Annotated in this window: 17 protein-coding genes; 9 read left to right on the top strand and 8 right to left on the bottom strand. The window is 67.7% G+C overall.

What is annotated here, in order from left to right; all coding sequences use genetic code 11:
• Nucleotides 1-6: 6 nt before the first annotated feature.
• A complete protein-coding gene (locus ML342_RS10900) occupies nucleotides 7-3093 on the top strand; it encodes an efflux RND transporter permease subunit (RefSeq protein WP_240127062.1) in 3087 nt (1028 codons plus the stop codon).
• 6 nt (nucleotides 3094-3099) lie between these two features.
• On the opposite strand, the gene ML342_RS10895 is transcribed toward ML342_RS10900, so the two are convergent.
• From ML342_RS10895 to ykgO, 5 genes are all read right to left on the bottom strand, one after another.
• Nucleotides 3100-4314 carry a TraB/GumN family protein gene (locus ML342_RS10895; protein WP_240127061.1) on the bottom strand — a complete coding sequence of 405 codons (1215 nt, stop codon included), beginning with the start codon at nucleotides 4312-4314 and terminating at the stop codon, nucleotides 3100-3102.
• Nucleotides 4307-5194 (bottom strand): carbon-nitrogen hydrolase, encoded by an 888-nt coding sequence (locus ML342_RS10890; protein WP_240127060.1) that lies wholly within the window; start codon nucleotides 5192-5194, stop codon nucleotides 4307-4309. The genes ML342_RS10895 and ML342_RS10890 overlap by 8 nt, the downstream gene beginning before the upstream one ends.
• Entirely contained in the window at nucleotides 5194-6225 is a 1032-nt protein-coding gene (locus ML342_RS10885) for an agmatine deiminase family protein (RefSeq protein ID WP_240127059.1), read from the bottom strand. The genes ML342_RS10890 and ML342_RS10885 overlap by 1 nt, the downstream gene beginning before the upstream one ends.
• 54 nt (nucleotides 6226-6279) lie before the next feature.
• The gene (locus ML342_RS10880) at nucleotides 6280-6618 is read right to left on the bottom strand and encodes a hypothetical protein (protein ID WP_240127058.1); all 339 of its coding nucleotides are present in this window, start codon (nucleotides 6616-6618) and stop codon (nucleotides 6280-6282) included.
• A 177-nt stretch (nucleotides 6619-6795) separates the two neighbouring features.
• Nucleotides 6796-6921 (bottom strand): type B 50S ribosomal protein L36, encoded by a 126-nt coding sequence (gene ykgO / locus ML342_RS10875; protein ID WP_005913193.1) that lies wholly within the window; start codon nucleotides 6919-6921, stop codon nucleotides 6796-6798.
• Between the two features lie 137 nt (nucleotides 6922-7058).
• Here ykgO and cmk point away from each other — a divergent pair, with 137 nt between their 5' ends.
• From cmk to galU, 7 genes are all read left to right on the top strand, one after another.
• Nucleotides 7059-7739: a (d)CMP kinase gene (gene cmk / locus ML342_RS10870; RefSeq protein ID WP_240127073.1), complete on the top strand. Its 681-nt coding sequence runs from the start codon at nucleotides 7059-7061 to the stop codon at nucleotides 7737-7739.
• A gap of 163 nt (nucleotides 7740-7902) precedes the next feature.
• Nucleotides 7903-9603, top strand: a complete 1701-nt coding sequence (gene rpsA / locus ML342_RS10865; RefSeq protein ID WP_240127057.1) for a 30S ribosomal protein S1 — start codon at nucleotides 7903-7905, stop codon at nucleotides 9601-9603.
• Between the two features lie 75 nt (nucleotides 9604-9678).
• Nucleotides 9679-9981, top strand: a complete 303-nt coding sequence (locus tag ML342_RS10860; protein ID WP_240127056.1) for an integration host factor subunit beta — start codon at nucleotides 9679-9681, stop codon at nucleotides 9979-9981.
• 112 nt (nucleotides 9982-10093) lie between these two features.
• Nucleotides 10094-11278, top strand: coding sequence for a lipopolysaccharide assembly protein LapB (gene lapB, locus ML342_RS10855; protein ID WP_240127055.1), 1185 nt, complete (start codon nucleotides 10094-10096; stop codon nucleotides 11276-11278).
• A gap of 19 nt (nucleotides 11279-11297) precedes the next feature.
• Nucleotides 11298-12254 (top strand): MraY family glycosyltransferase, encoded by a 957-nt coding sequence (locus ML342_RS10850; protein ID WP_240127054.1) that lies wholly within the window; start codon nucleotides 11298-11300, stop codon nucleotides 12252-12254.
• Complete coding sequence (locus tag ML342_RS10845) at nucleotides 12251-13417, top strand: polysaccharide biosynthesis protein (RefSeq protein ID WP_240127053.1); 1167 nt, start codon at nucleotides 12251-12253, stop codon at nucleotides 13415-13417. Before ML342_RS10850 ends, ML342_RS10845 begins: the two co-directional genes overlap by 4 nt.
• 4 nt (nucleotides 13418-13421) lie before the next feature.
• Nucleotides 13422-14327 carry a UTP--glucose-1-phosphate uridylyltransferase GalU gene (gene galU / locus ML342_RS10840; protein WP_240127052.1) on the top strand — a complete coding sequence of 302 codons (906 nt, stop codon included), beginning with the start codon at nucleotides 13422-13424 and terminating at the stop codon, nucleotides 14325-14327.
• Between the two features lie 72 nt (nucleotides 14328-14399).
• Here galU and ML342_RS10835 read toward each other — a convergent pair whose 3' ends face one another.
• From ML342_RS10835 to ML342_RS10825, 3 genes are all read right to left on the bottom strand, one after another.
• Complete coding sequence (locus ML342_RS10835) at nucleotides 14400-15605, bottom strand: acetyl-CoA C-acyltransferase (RefSeq protein WP_240127051.1); 1206 nt, start codon at nucleotides 15603-15605, stop codon at nucleotides 14400-14402.
• A gap of 142 nt (nucleotides 15606-15747) precedes the next feature.
• Nucleotides 15748-18117: a 3-hydroxyacyl-CoA dehydrogenase/enoyl-CoA hydratase family protein gene (locus ML342_RS10830; protein ID WP_240127050.1), complete on the bottom strand. Its 2370-nt coding sequence runs from the start codon at nucleotides 18115-18117 to the stop codon at nucleotides 15748-15750.
• 21 nt (nucleotides 18118-18138) lie between these two features.
• Nucleotides 18139-18765: a TetR/AcrR family transcriptional regulator gene (locus ML342_RS10825; RefSeq protein ID WP_240127049.1), complete on the bottom strand. Its 627-nt coding sequence runs from the start codon at nucleotides 18763-18765 to the stop codon at nucleotides 18139-18141.
• A 254-nt stretch (nucleotides 18766-19019) separates the two neighbouring features.
• Here ML342_RS10825 and ndk point away from each other — a divergent pair, with 254 nt between their 5' ends.
• Nucleotides 19020-19445 (top strand): nucleoside-diphosphate kinase, encoded by a 426-nt coding sequence (gene ndk / locus ML342_RS10820; RefSeq protein WP_240127048.1) that lies wholly within the window; start codon nucleotides 19020-19022, stop codon nucleotides 19443-19445.
• Nucleotides 19446-19479 lie beyond the last annotated feature (34 nt).

The following is a 19479-nucleotide window of genomic DNA, read 5'->3' as shown; positions in this document are numbered from 1 at the left end:
CGGGCGATGAACATCACCGAACTCTCCATCCGCCGCCCGGTTACCACCATCATGCTGTTCGTGTCGATGGTGGTGATCGGCCTGATCGCCGCGTTCCGGCTGCCGCTGGAGGCGCAGCCGGAGGCATCTGCGCCATTCTTCTTCGTGCAGCTGCCGTATGCCGGCTCCACTCCCGAGGAGGTGGAGCGCAACCTGGTGCGTCCGGTGGAGGAAGCGCTAGCCACCATGTCCGGCATCAAGTCGATGAATTCCAATGCCGGCGCCGACGGTGGCGGCGTGTTCGTACAGTTCACCGACTGGGGTCGTAACGTGGCGGTGGCCGCTTCCGAGGCGCGCGAGCGGATCGACGCGATTCGCGACCAGCTGCCGTCCGATTTTCAGCGCTACTTCGTGCGGCGCTGGAGCACGGGCGATCAGGAGGCGATCAGCCTGCGCCTGACCAGCAGCGAGGACCTGAGCGCGCGTGGCGACCTGATCGACAAGAGCATCAAGCGCCGGCTGGAGCGCCTGCCCGGTGTGGCCCGGGTCGAGGTGGAGGGCGTGCCGGTGCAGGAGGTGGTGGTCGCGATCGATCCCGACCGACTGACCGCCAACGGCGTGGTGCTCAACGATCTGGTGACGCGCCTGCAGGCTGCCAACTTCTCGGTATCGGCCGGTCAGATCACCGACAACGGGCGGCGGCTGCGGATCCAGCCCAAGGGCGAGCTGACCGATCTGCAGCAGCTGCGCGACCTGCCGATCAACGCGCGCGGCGTGCGCCTTGGCGATATCGCCGACGTGCGGCTACAGCCGCAGCGGATGAACTACGTGCGCCAGATCGACGGCCGTCCCAGCGTGGGCGTGGACATCTACAAGGAGCGCGCGGCGAACCTGGTGGAGCTCTCGCGCGCCGTGAATGCCGAGCTTCAGGAATTGCAGCGCGACCCGGCGCTGGCCGGAATCAAGATCGACGTGGTGGACGACCAGGGCAAGGCGGTGGTCAGCTCGCTGTCGGCGCTGGCCGAGGCCGGCGCGATCGGTCTGCTGCTGTCGGTGATCGTGCTGTACCTGTTCCTGCGCCACTGGCCCTCGACTCTGATGGTGACCACCGCGATTCCGATCTGCTTCATCATGACCCTGGGGTTCATGTACTTCGCGGGGATCACCCTCAACATCCTGTCGATGATGGGCCTGCTGCTCGCGGTCGGCATGCTGGTGGACAACGCCGTGGTGGTGGTGGAGAGCATCTACCAGGAGCGCGAGAAATATCCGGACAACCCGCGTCTGGCTTCCATCATCGGCACCCGACACGTGGCGATCGCGCTGTCTGCCGGCACCCTGTGTCACTGCATCGTGTTCCTGCCGATGATGTTCGGCGAGAAGAACATCCTGACCATCTACCTGACCCAGCTGGCGGTGACCATCTCGGTGTCGCTGCTGGCGTCGTGGCTGGTGGCGATCAGCCTGATTCCGATGCTGTCGGCGCGGATGGTCACCCCGCCCGCCGTGAAGTCGCCTTTCATTTCGCGCCTGCAGGACCGCTATGCCCGCTTCCTGCGCTGGACGCTGGAGCACCGCGGCTGGGCGGTGGCCGGGATCCTGGCGATCAGTGCGATCAGTTTCATCCCGATCCATTTCACCAAGGGCGATACTGGCGATGAATCCGACCCCAGCAGAATCGCCATCTTCTACCAATGGAAGGGCGCCTACTCCAAAGAGCAGATGGGGCAGGTGGTGGCCGCAGTCGAGCGCTACATCAATGAAAACAGAAAGCGCTTCGGGGTGCAGAAGGTCTATTCGCGCTATGCCGAGCAGGGCTGGGCGATGACCGAGGTAAGCGTGGCCACCAAGGATCCGGAGGAATCGAAAAAAATCCAGGATGCGATGCGGCAAGAATTGCCGAAGTCCGCGCGCGCCAACATCGGGTTCGGACGTCAGGGTGGGCTGGGCGGCGGCGAGAATGGCATCCAGTTCAGCCTGATCGGGGATTCCGCGCAGACCCTGCGCGAGATCGCAAGCGACATCATCCCGGTGCTTTCGCGCAGCAAGTCGCTCCGCGATGTGCGGGTGGACACCGGCGATGCCAACAGCGAGTTGCAAGTGCGGGTGAACCGCGAGCGCGCGGCGGCCTACGGATTCTCGGCGCAGCAGGTGGCGCAGTTCGTCGGCATGGCCCTGCGCGGCGCCTCGCTGCGCGAGTTCCAGCGCGGCGAGCTGGAGATCCCGGTGAGCGTGCGCTTCCAGGGCGCCGAGCACTATGGCCCCGAGGACCTGCAGTCGTTCATCGTGCGCGCTCCGGACGGGCGCAGCGTGCCGCTGCTGGCGATGGTGGACGTGCAGACGGTGCCGTCGGCCAACACGATTCAGCGCATGAACCGGCAGACCATGCTCAAGGTGCAGGCCAACCTGGCGCCCGGCGCCACGCTGGAGGAGGCGAAGAAGGAGATCGAAGCCACCGTGAAGTCGCTCGACCTGCCGCCAGGCTATGGCATCACCTTCGAGGGCGGCGGTTTCGGCATGAGCATCGACATGAACCAGCAGATGCTGCGCAACGTGGGGATCGCGCTGGTGCTGATGTTCATCGTGATGGCGGCGGTGTTCGAGTCGCTGCTGTTCCCGCTGGCGATCATGAGCTGCGTGCTGTTCTCGATCTTCGGCGTGTACTGGCTGCTGTGGCTCACCGGCACCCAGTTCAACATCATGGCCTTCATCGGCATCCTGGTGCTGATGGGCGTGGTGGTGAACAACGGCATCGTGATGGTGGAGCACATCAACAACCTGCGCCGGCGCGGGCTGCCGCGGATCGATGCGTTGGTGGAAGGCAGCCGCGAGCGCCTGCGCCCGATCATGATGACGATGGGCACCGCGATCCTGGCGATGGTGCCGATCGCGCTGTCCAAGACCCAGGTGGCCGGCGACGGTCCGCCGTATTACCCGATGGCGCGTGCGATCGCTGGCGGCTTGGCGTTCTCGACCGTGGTCAGCCTGCTGTTCCTGCCGACCATCTACGCCCTGCTGGACGACCTGCGTGCCGGCACCGCCCGCATCATCGCGCGCGCGCGGATGACCGCCGCACAGCGGCGTATGGCCGATGCCGGCCCGTCAGCTGGGTGAGGCGGATCAGCCGAGCAACTTTCCGAAGATGCGGGCGCCGGCCATCCACTCGCCGGCGACGGTGCCGAGGTTGGTGAGCATGAACACCAGCACCACCCGAGTGACGCGGTTGCGGTACCAGCCGCGCAGGCTCTGGGCGTCGTCGCGCAGGGCGAGGAAGTCCGGGTAGGCCGGCTTGCGCAGGCGCAGTTCGACCAGCGCGCTGAACATGCCGGACGGCAGCCCCGGGCGGAACGGCTTGAACGGCGCCACCAGCGCCCCGACCAGCAGGCTCAGCGGGTGGGCGCCGGACAGCAGCGCGCCGAGCGCGGTCAGACCGCAGGTCCAGGCCACCCACTGCAGCAACAACTCGCGGCCGAGCGCGTGCCCGCCGTGGTACCAGCCCCAGGCGATGCCGCCGCCGATCAGCGCCAGCAGGGTGAGGGTGATCCACGGCAGGCGGCGCTTCTGCCTGACTTCGGCCAGCGCCGCGGTGAGTGCCGCCGGTTCCCGCGTCTCCTCGCGCAGGTAGCGGGCCATGCCTTTCAGATGCCCGGCGCCGACCACCGCCAGCACGCGGCGAGCGCCGTCGCTGCGCTGGCGCAGCCTGGCGGCCATGTACTGGTCGCGCTCATCGATCAATGTGGCATACAGCGAAGGGGTCGTTCGCGCGAACTCTCCGAAGCTGGATTCGAGCATGTCGCCTTCTTTCAAACGCTCGATGTCGGCCTCGGAGACCTGCTCGCGCTCGAACAGGCTGCCGATGATCCCGCCGATCAGCTTCATCCGGTCCCACCAGCGCAGCCCCTGCAGGATGCGGCGGAAGGTGATGCCGACGTCGCGGTCGATCAGTTGCAGCGGCAGGCCGCGCGCGGCGGCCTCGGTGGCCGCCGCCTTCAGTTCCGCGCCCGGCTCGATTCCGAGCTGTTCGGCCAGCCGCCGTTGGTAGGCGGCCAACGCCAGGTTGGCCGCGAACGGCGCGACTTTCTTCTCGCGGATGACCTTGACGAGATCCAGTTGCGCCAGCGCATCCGGCTGGGTCAGCGCCTTGTGGCGCTGCTCGTCCAGTTCCACGGCGACGGCGTCGAACTGGCCGCTGTCGATCGCGGCCTGCACCGCCTGGATGCTGGCTTTCGACACGTGCGCGGTGCCCAGCAGGGTGTAATGCACGCCGTCGCGTTCGACCTCGATGACCGGCTGGCCGGCGTAGCCGGAGCTTTCCTGAAGGTTGGGCTCAGTCACGGTAACGCTTCACGAGATCGCCATAGGCGTCGATCCGGCGGTCGCGCAGGAATGGCCAGATGCGGCGCACGTGCTCGCTGCGCTGCATGTCCACCTCGGCCAGCAGCAGGGTCGGCGCGGTGCCGGCTTCGGCCACGATCTCGCCCTGCGGCCCCAGCACCAGCGAGTTGCCCCAGAAATCGATCCCGGAGGCCCCCAGCGGCGAAGGCTCGTGGCCGACGCGGTTGCAGGACAGCACCGGCAATCCGTTGGCGACCGCATGGCCGCGGTGCGACAGCACCCAGGCGTCGCGCTGGCGGGTCTTCTCGTCCTGCGCATCGTCGGGGTCCCAGCCGATCGCGGTCGGATACAGCAGCAGTTCGGCGCCGGCCAGCGCCATCAGGCGCGCGGCCTCCGGATACCACTGGTCCCAGCACACCAGCACGCCCAGCCGGCCCACCGAGGTGTCGATGGGGGTGAAGCCGAGGTCGCCCGGGGTGAAGTAGAACTTCTCGTAGAAGCCCGGATCGTCCGGGATGTGCATCTTGCGGTACTTGCCCGCGGTGCGGCCGTCGGCGTCGAACACCACCGCGGTGTTGTGGTACAGCCCGGTGGCGCGCTTCTCGAACAGCGAGGACACCAGCACCACGCCGTGGCGCTTGGCCAGCGCCGCCAGGCGCTCGCTGCTAGGGCCGGGGATCGGCTCGGCGAGATCGAACTCGCGCACCGACTCGTGCTGGCAGAAATACGCGCCGTTGTGCAGTTCCTGCAGTAGGACGAGTTTCGCGCCGGCGGCCGCGGCCTCGGCCACACGCGCCTCGATCACCGCGAGATTGGCCTCGGCATCGCCGTGGTTGCGCTCCTGCACCAGCGCGACGGGGAGCGTGTTGTGCTTGGACATCAGACCAGTCCTTCGGGCAGTTGCATGGTGATGCAGTGGAGGCTGCCGTTCTGCCAGATCAGCGGCCGGCACGGCACCGGCACGATCTTGCGGCCAGGGTAGGCGGCCGCGAGGACGTCCGCGGCGCGCGCATCCGCCGGATCGCCGTAGGCCGGCATCAGCACCGCGCCGTTGATGATCAGATAGTTGGCATAGCTGGCAGCCAGGCGGCGGCCTTCATCCAGGATGGGCCTGGCCCACGGCAGCGGGAACAGGCGGTACGGTCGGCCATCGCGGGTGCGCAGGGCGGCGATCTCTTCGGCCATCGCCTGGAGGTCGGCGTAATGCGAGTCCGCCTCGTCATCGCAGGCCTGGAAGACGATCGCATCGCCGGGGGCGAAGCGGGCGAGGGTGTCGATATGGGCGTCGGTGTCGTCGCCCTCCAGCGCGCCGTGGTCTAGCCACAGCACGCGGTCCTGGCGCAGCCAGGCGGCGAGTTGCGCGGTCAGTTGCTCGCGGGTCGCATCCGGATGGCGCTCGTGCAGGCAGCGCCAAGTGGTGAGCAGGGTGCCGCGCCCGTCGGTCTCGATCGCGCCGCCTTCCAGCGCGAAATCGATGCGCTCACGTACTGCGGCGCCAAACACGCCCTGGGCGTGCAGGTGCTCCACCAGGCGATCGTCGCGGCCGGCTTCGAACTTGCCGCCCCAGGCGGTGAAGCGGAAGTCCAGCAGGCGGAACCCCGCGTCCTCGCGCAGGGTGATCGGGCCGGAGTCGCGCAGCCAGGTGTCGTCGTAGTCCACCGTCAGGAACCGCACCCGCGCCAGATCCACGCCGGCGGCGGCCAGGCGGTCGCGGGCATGCGCCTGCAGGGCGGAAGAGGGCGCGCACACCAGCAGCGGCTGGAAGCGGGTGACGGCCGCGGCCAGCGCGACGTAGGTGGTTTCGACCTCGGCCAGGCGCGGGGCCCAGTCGGTGCCGGCATGCGGCCAGGCGATTAACACCGCCGACTGGGGCTCCCACTCGGCGGGAAAACGGGAAGAGGCGTCAGTCATCGTGGGAAGACGGATAAGCGCGGGGCCGCGCGCGACGGCCCCGGGAGAAGAGAGTCAGCGCGTGGTCGGTTTGGGGCCGATCTCGTTGGGGCTGGCCTGGTTGACCACGGCGTCGATCACCCGGCCCTGCTCGAAATAAACGGTGAAAGTGGGATAGACCCAGCGCTCGATCGCCGGCCAAGCGCGCTTCTGACCGCCAACGGCCGGCAGACGCTGACCGGGCGCGCCGTATTTGGCTTCCACCTGCGCATGGGTCATGCCGCGTGCAGGAAGGTTGGCCGGCTTCTGCTGGATGCGCTGGATCAGCAGCGTGTCACCGGTGGCCGCCTGGACAGCGGCGGTGGAGGCGAGCAGAACGGCGGTGAGGACAAGACTGCGCGAAAAACGCTCCATGACGATGCTCCCAGGATGCGAGTGGTCGAACGCCGGATTCTATGCCGAACCGGGCCGAACCGGGCCGAACCGGGCCACGGCAAGGCCGGTAGGCGATAAATACGGAAAAGGCCGCCTTGCGGCGGCCTTTCGGGTCGGGTATGCGCGGGGCAAGTCCGCGCGGGCTGCCGCCGACCTTCAGCGCTGGCGCGCCTTGAACCGCGGGTTGGACTTGCAGATCACGAAGACCTTGCCGCGACGGCGAACCACCTTGCAGTCGCGGTGACGGGTCTTCGCCGACTTCAGGGAGGACAGGACCTTCATGACGAAACCTCGGCAAATGAAATGGAGTGAAACTTGAGCCGCGCATTGTAGCCGGGAAGCGGGGCGCATTTCAACGCGGCGCGCACGGGTGTCGCGTGCTGGGCCGGCAGGCCGCGCTTGCCCCCATAATGACGGGCATGGATACCTCCGTTCCGGTTCTCACCATCGATGGGCCTTCCGGCTCCGGCAAGGGCACCGTCAGTCGCATCGTGGCGGCCCGATTGGGCTGGCATTATCTGGATTCCGGCGCACTGTACCGCGCGGTCGGGATCGCCGCCGGGTGGTCTGACATCGATCTGTCGGATGCCTCGGCGCTGGTGCGCTGCGCCTTCGATACCCGCGTGGAGTTTCGCGAGAACGGCAGCGGTGAGCCGCGGGTGATCGTGAATGGTACGGACGCCACCGATGAGCTGCGCACCGAGACGGCTGGCGCCGCGGCGTCCGCGATCGCCGCCATTCCCGAGGTGCGGTCCGCATTGAGGGAGCGCCAGCGCGCCTTTCGCCAGCCGCCGGGGCTGGTGGCAGACGGTCGCGACATGGGCACCGTCATCTTCCCGGATGCGGCCTACAAGGTGTTTCTGACCGCGAGTGCCGAAGAGCGCGCCGAGAGGCGCTATAAACAGTTGAAAGAAAAAGGGGTTTCGGTCACAATCGACGGTCTGCTACGCGAGATTCTCGCCCGCGACGCCCGCGACGCCAGTCGCGCGGTGGCGCCGCTGCGGCCGGCGGATGACGCCGTCCTCATCGATACCACCGGGCTGTCGGTCGAGGACGTGGTCGCGCGGGTGCTGGACGTCGTGTCCCGCCCTGCGGCCTGACGGTCGGGGTTGCGCTTGGCAGAACCGGCCCCGTGGGCACGTCCGTGCCTGCGGTTTCCATTCAACCACACGTGGTCTGGGCGCTTGCTGCGTCGAGGCCAACCAGCCCAAGGTGGGCAGCCCCGTCGCTGTGGGCTGCCTGTGTATCCACCCGAGATTTTTCATGAACTCCGCAGCTACCGAATCCTTCGCCGAACTGTTCGAAGCCAGCCAGGCGGCCGATCTTGCCAAGCTCAAGCCTGGCGCCATCGTCAAGGGCACCGTGGTCGACATCCGCAACGATGTCGTGGTCATCAATGCTGGCCTGAAGTCCGAGGGTATCGTCCCGATCGAGCAGTTCCGTAACGAGAACGGCGAGATCGACGTCGCCATCGGCGATGAAGTCAAGGTCGCCCTCGATTCGCTCGAAAACGGCTTCGGCGAAACCGTGCTCTCGCGCGAGAAGGCCAAGCGCGCGATGGTGTGGGACGAACTCGAGGAAGCGCTCGAGAAGAACGCGACCGTCGTCGGTCGCATCAGCGGCAAGGTGAAGGGCGGCTTCACCGTGGACATCAAGGATGTGCGCGCATTCCTGCCCGGTTCGCTGGTCGATGTGCGCCCGGTGCGCGATCCGGCCTATCTGGAGGGCAAGGAGCTGGAGTTCAAGCTCATCAAGCTCGATCGCAAGCGCAACAACGTGGTCGTCTCCCGCCGCGCGGTGGTCGAGAGCGAGCATTCGGAGGAGCGCGAGCAGCTGCTCGAGAAGCTGGTCGAGGGCGCCGTGCTCAAGGGCGTGGTCAAGAACCTGACCGACTACGGCGCGTTCGTCGATCTCGGCGGCATCGATGGCCTGCTGCACATCACCGACATGGCGTGGAAGCGCGTGCGGCATCCGTCCGAGGTGGTGGAGGTCGGGCAGGAGCTCGAAGTGCGCGTGCTCAAGTACGATCGCGAGCGCAATCGCGTCAGCCTCGGTCTGAAGCAGCTGGGCGAGGATCCGTGGGACAACATCGCGCGCCGCTATCCGGCCGGCAGCCGCGTGTTCGGCAAGGTCTCCAACGTCACCGATTACGGCGCCTTCGTCGAGATCGAGCCGGGCGTCGAAGGCCTGGTGCATGTGTCCGAGATGGACTGGACCAACAAGAACGTCAATCCGGCCAAGGTGGTGCAGGTCGGTGACGAAATCGAGGTCATGGTGCTCGACGTGGATGAAGAGCGCCGCCGCATCTCGCTGGGCATCAAGCAGGTCACCAGCAATCCGTGGGAAACCTTCGCCGCCACTCACAAGAAGGGCGACAAGGTGTCCGGCCAGATCAAGTCGATCACCGATTTCGGCATCTTCATCGGCCTGGAGGGTGGCATCGACGGTTTGATCCACCTGTCCGACATCAGCTGGAACTCCTCCGGCGAGGAGATCGCGCGCAACTACAAGAAGGGCGATACCCTGGAGGCCGTCGTGCTGGCGGTCGATCCCGAGCGCGAGCGCATCTCGCTGGGCGTCAAGCAGATGGAACAGGATCCGCTGGGCCAGTTCCTGGCGGCGCATCCGAAGGGCAGCAAGGTGTCCGGCACGGTCAAGGACGTGGACGCCAAGGGCGCGACCATCGACCTGGGCGATGGCGTGGAAGGCTACGTCATGGCGCGCGACATCAGCCAAGAGCGTGTGGACGATGCCAGCCAGGTGCTGAAGGTCGGCCAGCGGATTGAAGCCAAGTTCGTCGGCATGGACCGCAAGGGACGTACCCTGCAGCTGTCGATCAAGGACAAGGATGCGGCGGAAGCCGCCGAGGCGCTGGCCGAGTACAACAAGGCCAATGCCGATGCGGCCAGCGGCACCACCAAGCTGGGCGCGCTGCTGCGCGAGCAGCTGAACAAAGCCGACTGATCCCGACGCCATCGGAACCTGCAGCGGCCCGGCGCATGCCGGGCCGCCTGCGGCCGCGACGAGATTTTTCACGACATGACCAAATCCGAGCTCATCGAGCTGCTGGCCCGGCGGCAACCCCATCTGAAGGCGGACGACGTCGACCTTGCGGTCAAGTCCCTGCTGCAGATGATGAGCAGCGCACTGGCGAGCGGACAGCGCATCGAGATCCGCGGGTTTGGCAGCTTTTCCCTGCACTATCGGCCGCCGCGCACCGGCCGCAATCCCAAGACCGGCGAGGCGGTGGCCCTGCCCGGCAAATACGTGCCGCACTTCAAGCCAGGCAAAGAGTTGCGCGAGCGGGTCACCGACGTCATCCCACTGCCCGACGCCGACTGATGCGCGTGGCATCACGCGCCCGCTTCGACTGATTCCATCCGGTAGAGTCCGCTAAGCTAGCCGCCGCATGCTGGCTGCTTTGGCGCTGCCTTGCCGAGTCACGGAGAGCATCATGGATTTCGATTTTCTCGACCAATGGATGTGGTTCATCATCCTGGTTCCCCTGGCGGCACTCGTTGGTTGGGTGATTGGGCGCCGCGGCGGCGAGCGCCATAGTGGGCATCAGGTCAGCAAGCTCTCCACGACCTATTTCCGCGGCCTGAACTACCTGCTCAACGAGCAGCAGGACAAGGCGATCGAGCTGTTCCTGCATGTGGCGGAGCTCGACAAGGACACCTTCGAGACTCAGGTCGCGCTGGGCCATCTGTTCCGCCGGCGAGGCGAAGTCGACCGCGCGATCCGCCTGCATCAAGCGCTGGCGCAGCGGCCGGACCTGACCGACACCCAGAAAATCCAGGCGCTTTCGGCGCTCGGCGAGGACTACATGCGCGCCGGGCTGCTGGACCGCGCCGAGACCGTATTCAACGACTTGGCGCGCCTGGATCAGCGCGCGCCGCAGGCCCTCAAGCACCTGATCGACATCTATCAATCCGAGCGCGATTGGGAGCGCGCGATTCACAACGCCTCCCGCTACGAGCAGGTGACCGGGCAGCCGATGGGCCGCCTGATCGGCCAGTTCGAATGCGAACTGGCCGACCGTCACCGCAGCAATGGCGATGTCGAGGCCGCGCGCGCGGCGGTGGCGCGCGCCTATGCCGCGGATCCCACCTCGGTGCGCGCCGGCATCCTCGAAGGCCGGATCGAGGCCGAGGCCGGCAACACCCAGGCTGCGATCCGCGCGTTCGAGCGTGCGGCCCGCCATGATCCGGATTTCCTGCCGGTGATCCTGCCCATGCTGCTGGAGAACTATGAAAAGGCCGGTGAGCGCACCGGCGCGCGCGCGTTCCTCGCCGGCATGTGCGAGCACTACCGCGGCATTTCTCCGGTACTGGCGCTGACCCGGATGCTGGAGGCCGAGGAGGGGGTGGATGCGGCCCGCCGCTACCTGGCGCAGCAGCTCAAGGATCGCCCCTCGGTGCGCGGCGAGGCTGCGCTGATCGAACTCAGCCTGGCCGCAGGCGCGGATGCGGTGGCGACCCTGCACGATCTCAAGCACATCACCGACCAGTTGCTGGTGCGCAACCCCAGCTACCGCTGCAACCGCTGCGGCTTCGGCGCGCGCAGCCACCACTGGCAGTGTCCGAGCTGCCGCGAGTGGGGGAGCGTCAAGCCACTGTTGAACTATGCCGTGGTCTGACCCGGCTGCAACCGGACTCATGCTGGCGGCGAGCTTCCTGCTGTCGGCCGCGGCCACCGAAGGCGTGCGCCGGTTCGCATGGCGTTCCGGGATGCTGGATCGACCGGGGCCACGCCGCAGCCACGCCGTTCCCACGCCGCGCGGAGGCGGCGCCGGAATCGCGCTGGTCGGGCTGGCGGCATTCGCGGTGTTCGCCTGGCACGGCGTCGCCGGTGCCGGCTGGATGGGCGCGGGCCTGCTGCTGGTGGCCGTGGCCGGCTGGCGCGATGATCGCCGCCCGCTGGCGATTGGCTGGCGACTGGCGGCCCAGCTGCTGGCCGGAGGATGTCTGGCCATTGCGCTGGCGCGTGCGCAGGCGCCGCTAGCCGCGGTGATCCTGGGCGGCGTGCTGGTGCCGGTGCTGGTGAACGCCTGGAACTTCATCGACGGAATCGACGGACTGGCGGCCAGCCAGGCGCTGCTGTGCGCGCTGGCGCTGGTGTCGCTGCAGGAGGCGGAAGCTCGCTGGCTGGGACTGGCGCTGGCAGCGGCCTGTCTCGGCTTTCTGCCATTCAACTTCCCGCGCGCCCGCGTGTTCGCCGGCGATGTCGGCAGCGGCGCGATGGGGTATCTCCTGGCGTGCCTGCTCGGCCTGGCGCTGCCGCGGCATGCGCCGGTGCTGTGGCCGCTGCTGGCGCTGCCGCTGGCGACGGTGCTGGTGGACGTGGCCATGACCCTGGGCCGGCGCGTGCTGCGCGGCGAGCGCTGGTGGCTGCCGCACCTGCAACATCTCTACCAGCGCTGGGCGCGCGAGGCTGGCCATTCCCGGGTGACGCTGAGCTATGCCGCGTGGACGGGGTTGGCGATGGCCTGCATGGCCTGGCTGCGGGCGGCGCCGATCGTCTGGGCCTACGGCGGCCTGGCGGCGTTTCTCGCCGTCTCGATCTGGCTGTGGTGGCGCGGGCAGATGCGTGCCGGCGCGGAGGGCATGACATGAATCGCCACTGGTGGCATCGCCTGACGCCATCGCGCGGACACCGCCGGCGAATCGTGGCCGACATCGGCGAGGCTGCGGCCTTGCTGGGCCGGCGCGAGCATGTGGCCGATTCCGGCAGGATCCGCGCCTGGCTGCGCGGGCAGACGGTGTTGGTGACCGGAGCCGGCGGCTCGATCGGTGCCGAGCTTTGCCGCCAGTGCGCGCTCCACCGCGCGCGCCGGCTGCTGCTGGTGGAGATCGACGAACTGGCGCTGCTGCAGGTGCAGGAGCGCCTGCACGCGGCGTTCCCGGCGCTGGAAAGCGTGGCGGTGCTCGGCGACTGCGGCGATCCAGCGGTGCTGGCGCACGCGCTGGAGCAGGGACCGGTGGAGACCCTGATCCACGCTGCCGCCTACAAGCATGTGCCGCTGCTGGAGATGCAGCCGCGCGAGGCCGCGCGTAACAATGTGCTGGCCACCGCAACCGTGGCGCAGGCGGCGCGCGCCGCCGGCATCGCGTGCATGGTGCTGGTGTCCACCGACAAGGCGATGGATCCGGTCAGCGTGCTGGGGGCGAGCAAGCATCTGGCCGAGCAAGTCTGCCTGGCGCTGCTGGCGGAAGCCTCCGCAACCCGCCTGGCGGTGGTGCGCTTCGGCAATGTGCTGGATTCGGCTGGCAGCGTGAGCCAGGTATTCCGCGAACAGATCCGCCGCGGTGGGCCGCTGACGCTGACCCATCCGCAGGCCACGCGCTATTTCATGACCATCACCGAGGCCTGCCAGCTGATCCTGCAGGCGGCGGCGCTGGGCGAGCAGCGTGCAATGTATGCCCTGGACATGGGCGCGCCGGTGGCGATCCTCGCGCTGGCCTCGCGTCTGCTGCGGCAGGCCGGCCTGAGCCCGCAGGAGGTCGGCATGGTGTTCACCGGGCTGCGCCCGGGCGAGCGCCTGCACGAACCGGAGCTGCCGCCGCAGCGCCAGCAGGCTGCGCCCGGGATCTGGCGGTTGCCCTTGGACGCGGGCGCGCCAGCGGAGGTCATCACCCGACTGCAGGCGCTGCGCGAGGCCGTGCTTGCCTATGATGTGCCCTCGCTGCAGCGGCTGCTGGGCGTGCCCGTGCCCGTCGAGCCCGCGGCAAGCGCCGTCAGGCGCGCTTCGATTTCCATGCTTCCACCGACAGAGTGAACCGATGAGTCGATCTTTCCCGCGTATCCGCAAGGCGGTATTCCCGGTCGCCGGCCTTGGCACCCGCTTTCTTCCCGCGACCAAGACCGTGCCCAAGGAAATGCTGCCGATCGTCGATCGTCCGCTGATCCAGTACGCGGTGGATGAGGCGATCGCCGCCGGCTGCGACACCCTGGTGTTCGTCACCAACCGCTACAAGCACGCGGTGGCCGATTACTTCGACAAGGCCTACGAGCTGGAGCAGAAGCTGGAGAAATCCGGCAAGCAGGAGCTACTGGCGCTGGTGCGCAACGTGTTGCCCGACGGCGTGCGCGCGGTGTTCGTGACCCAGGCCGAGGCGCTGGGGCTGGGGCATGCCGTGCTGTGCGCGCGTCCGGTGGTGGGCGACGAGCCGTTCGCGGTGCTGCTGCCGGATGATCTGATCTGGAGCCGTGGCGACGGTGCGCTCACGCAGATGGCCGACCACGCCCAGGCGACCGGCGGCAGCGTGGTGGCGGTGCAGGACGTGCCGCGCGAGCAGACCAGCAGTTACGGGATCGTGGCGACCGACGGCTTCGATGGACAAGCCGGGCGCATTCGGAAGATCGTCGAGAAGCCGCGCCCCGAGGATGCGCCGAGCACGCTCGCCGTGGTCGGTCGCTACATACTCAGCCCGGCGATCTTCGACCTGCTGGAGACCACCCCGAAGGGGGCTGGCGGCGAGATCCAGCTGACCGATGCGATTGCCGCGCTGCTGCAGCGTGAGCGGGTGGACGCGTTCCGCTTCCACGGCACCCGGTTCGATTGCGGTACCCATCTCGGACTGATCGAGGCCACCATCCGCTACGCGTTGGATCACGAAAAGCTCAGCGAAGCCGCGCGCGGTCTGATGCAAAGAGCCCTGGGTGAGATGGGCGTGGTCGAGACCTGAGGATCGGTTGGCCGCGGTTGCAATGAAAACGGCGCCGCAAGGCGCCGTTTTCGCGTGTCCGAACGCGCGGGATCAGAGCGACTCGAAGATCCCCGCCGCGCCCATGCCGGTGCCGATGCACATGGTCACCATGCCGTATTTCTGCTTGCGCCGGCGCAGGCCATGCACCAGGGTGGCGGTGCGGATCGCGCCGGTGGCGCCCAGCGGGTGGCCCAGCGCGATCGCGCCGCCCAGCGGGTTGACCTTGGCCGGATCCAGCCCGCAGGTGCGGATCACTGCCAGCGCCTGCGCGGCGAACGCCTCGTTGAGCTCGATCCAGTCCAGCTGGTCCTGGGTGAGGCCGCCTTGCTTGAGCGCCTTGGGAATCGCCGCGACCGGGCCGATGCCCATCACTTCCGGACGCACGCCGGCCACGCTGAAGCTGACGAAACGCGCCAGCGGGGTCAGCCCGTAATCCTTGATCGCCTGCTCCGATGCCAGCAGCACCGCGCCAGCGCCATCGCTCATCTGCGAGGCATTGCCGGCGGTGACGGTGCCACCGAACTGGCCGTTGCGGAACACCGGGCGCAGCTTGGCCAACCCTTCCAGCGTGGTATCCGGGCGCGGGCCTTCGTCCTGCTCCACCCGCCGCGTGCGGATTTGGATGGTGTTGCCCGCCAGATCCGGCTGCCGTGAAACCACCTCGTATGGCGTGATCTCGTCGCGGAACTCGCCGGCCGCCTGCGCGGCCAGCGCCTTCTGGTGCGACGCCAGCGCGAAGGCATCCTGATCCTCGCGCGAGACCTTCCACTCCTCGGCAACTTTTTCGGCGGTGATGCCCATGCCGTAGGCGATCGCCACGTGGTCGTCGCGGAACACCGCCGGCGACAGCGCGACCTTGTTGCCCATCATCGGCACCATCGACATCGATTCGGTGCCGCCCGCCAGCATCAGGTCGGAATGGCCCAGCTGGATCTGCTGCGCGGCCAGCGCCACCGCCTGCAGGCCGGAGGAGCAGAAGCGGTTGATGGTCTGACCGGCGACGGTATTGGGCAGGCCGGCCAGCAGCACGCCGATGCGCGCCACGTTCATGCCTTGCTCGCCCTCGGGCATCGCGCAGCCGATGATGGCGTCGTCGATGCGGTTGACGTCGATGCCCGGCGCCTGCGCGATCACGGCTTTCAGCACGTGCGCCAGCATGTCGTCGGGGCGGGTGTTGCGGAACACGCCCTTCGGGGCCTTGCCCACCGGGGTGCGGGTGGCGGCGACGATGTAGGCGTCCTGGATTTGCTTGCTCATGGATGGACTCCAATGTCTGGGATGTCGGCGGCACAGGGACGTGCCGCCGCGGTATCGCATGCGATGCTGCGCGAGCGGGCGAATGTCACGTCATGCGCCCGCGCCGGGAAAGTCGCGGCAGTAGGCCCGATCTTTCCCATGTTCAATTCCGCAGCGGCTTGCCGGTCTTGAGCATGTGCGCGATGCGGGCCTGGGTCTTCTCCTGCTGCGCCAGCTCGACGAAATGCTTGCGTTCCAGCTTGAGCAGCCAGTCCTCGTCCACCAGCGCGCCGCGCTCCACGTCGCCGCCGCACAGCACGGTGGCGATGCGCTCGGCGATTTCATAGTCGTACTCGCTGATGAAGCGGCCCTCCAGCATGTTCACCAGCAGCATCTTGAAGGTGGCGATGCCGACGTCGCCGGCAACCTGGATGCGGCGTGCCGGCAGCGGCGGGCGGTAGCCGCCCTCGGCCAAGGCGCGCGCCTCGGCCTTGGCGATGTGGAGCAGTTCGAAGGCGTGGAAGGCGATCTTGTCGGCGGGGCGCAGCAGGCCCAGTTCCTTGGCGTTGAGCGCCGAGGTGGACACCTTGGCCATCGCCACCGTCTCGAAGATTTTCTTCAGCTCGGCGAAGACGTCGCCGCCTGGGCCGGCCGCCGCGGAGGCGCGCACCGCCAGCTCCTTCAGGCCGCCGCCCGCCGGCAGCAGGCCCACGCCGGCCTCGACCAGGCCGATGTAGCTTTCCAGATGCGCCACGGTCCTGGCGCTGTGCATCTGGAACTCACAGCCGCCGCCGAGGGCCAGCCCGCGCACGGCCGCGACCACCGGTACCAGCGAATATTTGAGACGCTGGCTGGTGGCCTGGAAGTTGGCCACCATCGCCTCGAACAGGTCGAGCTTGCCGGCCTGCAGCGCGCCCAGCGCACCGGCGAGGTCGGCACCGGCGGAGAACGGCTCCTTCGGCTGCCAGATCACCAGGCCGGCGAAGTCGCGCTCGGCGCGGCCCACCGCTTCCTGCAGCCCGTCCAGCACGGCATCGGAGACGGTGTGCATCTTGGTCTTGAAGCTGACCACGGCGATGTCGTCGCCGTCGTGCCACATGCGGATGCCGTCGTTCTCGAACACCGTCTCGCCGGGGGCGAAGCGCTCGCCCAGCATCGGGTCGGGGAAGCGCTGGCGCCGGTACACCGGCAGCGAGGAGCGCGGCAGCAGGGCGTCCTTGGCGGGGCTGTAGCTGCCCTCGGCGGCGTGTACTCCGTCGCGCTGGGTGACCCAGGCGGGCAGGGCGGCGACGCTCATGGCGCGTCCGGCGGCGATCTCCTCGGCGATCCACCCGGCCACCTGATTCCAGCCTGCGGTTTGCCAGGTTTCGAACGGGCCCTGCGCCCAGCCGTAGCCCCAGCGAATGGCCTGGTCCACGTCGCGCGCGGTGTCGGCGATATCGGCCAGGTGGTAGGCGCTGTAGTGGAACAGGTCGCGGAAGCAGGCCCACAGGAACTGCGCCTGCGGGTGCTGGCTCTCGCGCAGGCGGGCGAACTTCTCCGCCGGGTTCTTCAGCTTCAGGATCTCGACCACCTCCGGCGCGGCGCCGCGATCGGCGAGCCGGTAGTCCTGCCGCTCGAGGTCGAGCACCATGATGTCCTTGCCGACCTTGCGGAAGATGCCGGCGCCGGTCTTCTGGCCCAGCGCGCCCTTGGCGATCAGCGCTTGCAGCCAGTCCGGCGACTGGAAATAGCGGTGCCAGGGATCGTTCGGCAGGGTGTCGGCCATGGTCTTGATGACATGCGCCATGGTGTCCAGGCCGACCACGTCGGAGGTGCGGTAGGTGGCGGACTTCGGCCGCCCCAGCAGCGGGCCGGTCAGCGCGTCCACCTCGTCGAAGCCGAGACCGAACGCTCGGGTGTGGTGGATCACCGACAGGATCGAGAACACCCCGATCCGGTTGCCGATGAAGTTGGGGGTGTCCTTGGCCCGCACCACGCCCTTGCCGAGCTGGGTGGTGAGGAAGGCTTCCAGCCCATCGAGCACGCCAGGTTCGGTGGTCTGCGCCGGAATCAGCTCGGCCAGATGCATGTAGCGCGGCGGGTTGAAGAAGTGCACGCCGCAGAACCGATGCTTCAGCTCTTCAGGAAGAACGCCCGCCAAGGCATTGATTCCCAAGCCAGAAGTATTGCTGGCCAGGATCGCATGCGCGGGCACGTACGGAGCGATCTTGCGGTACAGGTCCTGCTTCCAGTCCATCCGTTCGGCGATCGCCTCGATGATCAGGTCGCAGCCTTTCAGCAGTTCCAGCCCGGTGTCGTAGTTGGCCGGCGTGATCGCTTCTGCCAGCCGCTGGCTGGCCAGCGGCGCTGGCGAGAGCTTGCCGAGGTTGGCGATGGCCTTGAGCACGATGCCGTCGGCCGGCCCGTCCTTGGCGGGCAGGTCGAACAGCACGGTGTCGATGCCGGCATTGGTCAGGTGGGCGGCGATCTGCGCTCCCATCACGCCGGCGCCGAGCACGGCGGCGCGGCGTACCAGTAGTTTCTGAGACATATCATCTATCTCCTTGAAAAGTCAGGATGCGTCGGCATTGAAGCCGGCCGCGGCGAAGCGAATGAGCGCCTGTGCGGCGCGCTGGCGGTGGGTGGCCTCGGACACTCCCGAAGGCCGCTTGATCAGGCCGAAATCGGCCATCGCATAGGTCAACGCGCCGGACAGGAAATCCAGCCGCCAGTAGAGCTCTTCCTTGCTCAGGCCGGGCACGCAGCCGGCGATCGCCTTGGCGAACTCGCGCAGCACGTGGCCGTACTGATCAGACAGGAACTTGCGCAGGCGGTCGTTGTTCTCGGCGTAGGTGCGGGCGATCACCCGGATGAAGGCGCCGCCGCCGTGGCGGTCCTGGGCCATGGCCAGCGCCGGCTCCACGAACGCGGCCAGGATCGGCTCCAGCTGCCCGGGCGCGGTTTCCCGCGCGCGGTGCAGGGCCTCCAGCCGCTGCGCGCTCATCACGTCCATGCGGCGCCGGAAGACCTCGTTGATGAGGTTGTCCTTGCTGCCGAAGTGATAGTTGACCGCGGCGATGTTGACATCGGCGCGGCTGGTCACCTGGCGCAGCGAGGTCGCGGCAAAGCCCTGCTGGGCGAACAGCTCCTCGGCCGCGTACAGGATGCGGTCCTTGGTGGAGAAATGCTGCAGGCTCATCCCGCCTCCTGGCGCCAGACAGAATCAAACGCTCGTTTGAGGCTACTCCGTACGCTTGCGTACGTCAATCGCGGGCGCGTCGGCTGCGACGGGCGGCATCGTGCCCAAGCCGCAGGCTGCCCGGAAAATGCGCTAGAAAAATGCGCTAGAATCTTCCGCAGCCATATCGGCCAAACCCGCGCCAGAACGCGGGTTTTTTCTGTTATCCTCGGGCGCTTCCGGCAAGGACGCCCGCCAACCTCCGGAGAATCGTCATGGCGCTGGAGCGCACTCTTTCGATCATCAAGCCCGATGCCGTCGCCAAGAACGTCATCGGCCAGATCTACACCCGTTTCGAGCAGGCTGGCCTGAAGATCGTGGCCGCCAAGATGAAGCACCTCTCGCGCGCCGAGGCGGAAGGCTTCTACGCCGTCCACCGCGAGCGCCCGTTCTTCAACGCGCTGGTCGAGTTCATGATCTCCGGCCCGGTGATGATCCAGGTGCTGGAAGGCGAGGATGCGGTGCGCAAGAACCGCGAACTGATGGGCGCCACCAACCCGAAGGACGCCGCGCCCGGCACCATTCGCGCCGATTTCGCCGAAAGCATCGACGCCAACGCCGTGCACGGTTCGGATTCGCTGGAGAACGCCGCGATCGAGATCGCCTACTTCTTCCCGGCCACCGACGTCTACGCACGCTGATCCGCCGATGACCACCGCACGCACTCCGTCCATC

This window comes from Thermomonas alba (assembly GCF_022419205.1).
Taxonomy (GTDB): domain Bacteria; phylum Pseudomonadota; class Gammaproteobacteria; order Xanthomonadales; family Xanthomonadaceae; genus Thermomonas; species Thermomonas alba.
This window is presented reverse-complemented; position numbering and strand designations above follow the sequence as displayed.

What these genes read in the sequence shown, in the direction of transcription:
- lapB (WP_240127055.1), top strand. Translation starts at nt 10,094, where the DNA reads ATGGATTTCGATTTTCTCGACCAATGGATGTGGTTCATCATCCTGGTT.
- ML342_RS10825 (WP_240127049.1), bottom strand. Translation starts at nt 18,765, where the DNA reads ATGAGCCTGCAGCATTTCTCCACCAAGGACCGCATCCTGTACGCGGCC.
- ML342_RS10845 (WP_240127053.1), top strand. Translation starts at nt 12,251, where the DNA reads ATGAATCGCCACTGGTGGCATCGCCTGACGCCATCGCGCGGACACCGC.
- ndk (WP_240127048.1), top strand. Translation starts at nt 19,020, where the DNA reads ATGGCGCTGGAGCGCACTCTTTCGATCATCAAGCCCGATGCCGTCGCC.
- ML342_RS10850 (WP_240127054.1), top strand. Translation starts at nt 11,298, where the DNA reads ATGCTGGCGGCGAGCTTCCTGCTGTCGGCCGCGGCCACCGAAGGCGTG.
- ykgO (WP_005913193.1), bottom strand. Translation starts at nt 6,921, where the DNA reads ATGAAGGTCCTGTCCTCCCTGAAGTCGGCGAAGACCCGTCACCGCGAC.
- ML342_RS10880 (WP_240127058.1), bottom strand. Translation starts at nt 6,618, where the DNA reads ATGGAGCGTTTTTCGCGCAGTCTTGTCCTCACCGCCGTTCTGCTCGCC.
- ML342_RS10860 (WP_240127056.1), top strand. Translation starts at nt 9,679, where the DNA reads ATGACCAAATCCGAGCTCATCGAGCTGCTGGCCCGGCGGCAACCCCAT.
- ML342_RS10885 (WP_240127059.1), bottom strand. Translation starts at nt 6,225, where the DNA reads ATGACTGACGCCTCTTCCCGTTTTCCCGCCGAGTGGGAGCCCCAGTCG.
- ML342_RS10890 (WP_240127060.1), bottom strand. Translation starts at nt 5,194, where the DNA reads ATGTCCAAGCACAACACGCTCCCCGTCGCGCTGGTGCAGGAGCGCAAC.
- ML342_RS10835 (WP_240127051.1), bottom strand. Translation starts at nt 15,605, where the DNA reads ATGAGCAAGCAAATCCAGGACGCCTACATCGTCGCCGCCACCCGCACC.
- ML342_RS10830 (WP_240127050.1), bottom strand. Translation starts at nt 18,117, where the DNA reads ATGTCTCAGAAACTACTGGTACGCCGCGCCGCCGTGCTCGGCGCCGGC.
- rpsA (WP_240127057.1), top strand. Translation starts at nt 7,903, where the DNA reads ATGAACTCCGCAGCTACCGAATCCTTCGCCGAACTGTTCGAAGCCAGC.
- cmk (WP_240127073.1), top strand. Translation starts at nt 7,059, where the DNA reads ATGGATACCTCCGTTCCGGTTCTCACCATCGATGGGCCTTCCGGCTCC.
- ML342_RS10900 (WP_240127062.1), top strand. Translation starts at nt 7, where the DNA reads ATGAACATCACCGAACTCTCCATCCGCCGCCCGGTTACCACCATCATG.
- galU (WP_240127052.1), top strand. Translation starts at nt 13,422, where the DNA reads ATGAGTCGATCTTTCCCGCGTATCCGCAAGGCGGTATTCCCGGTCGCC.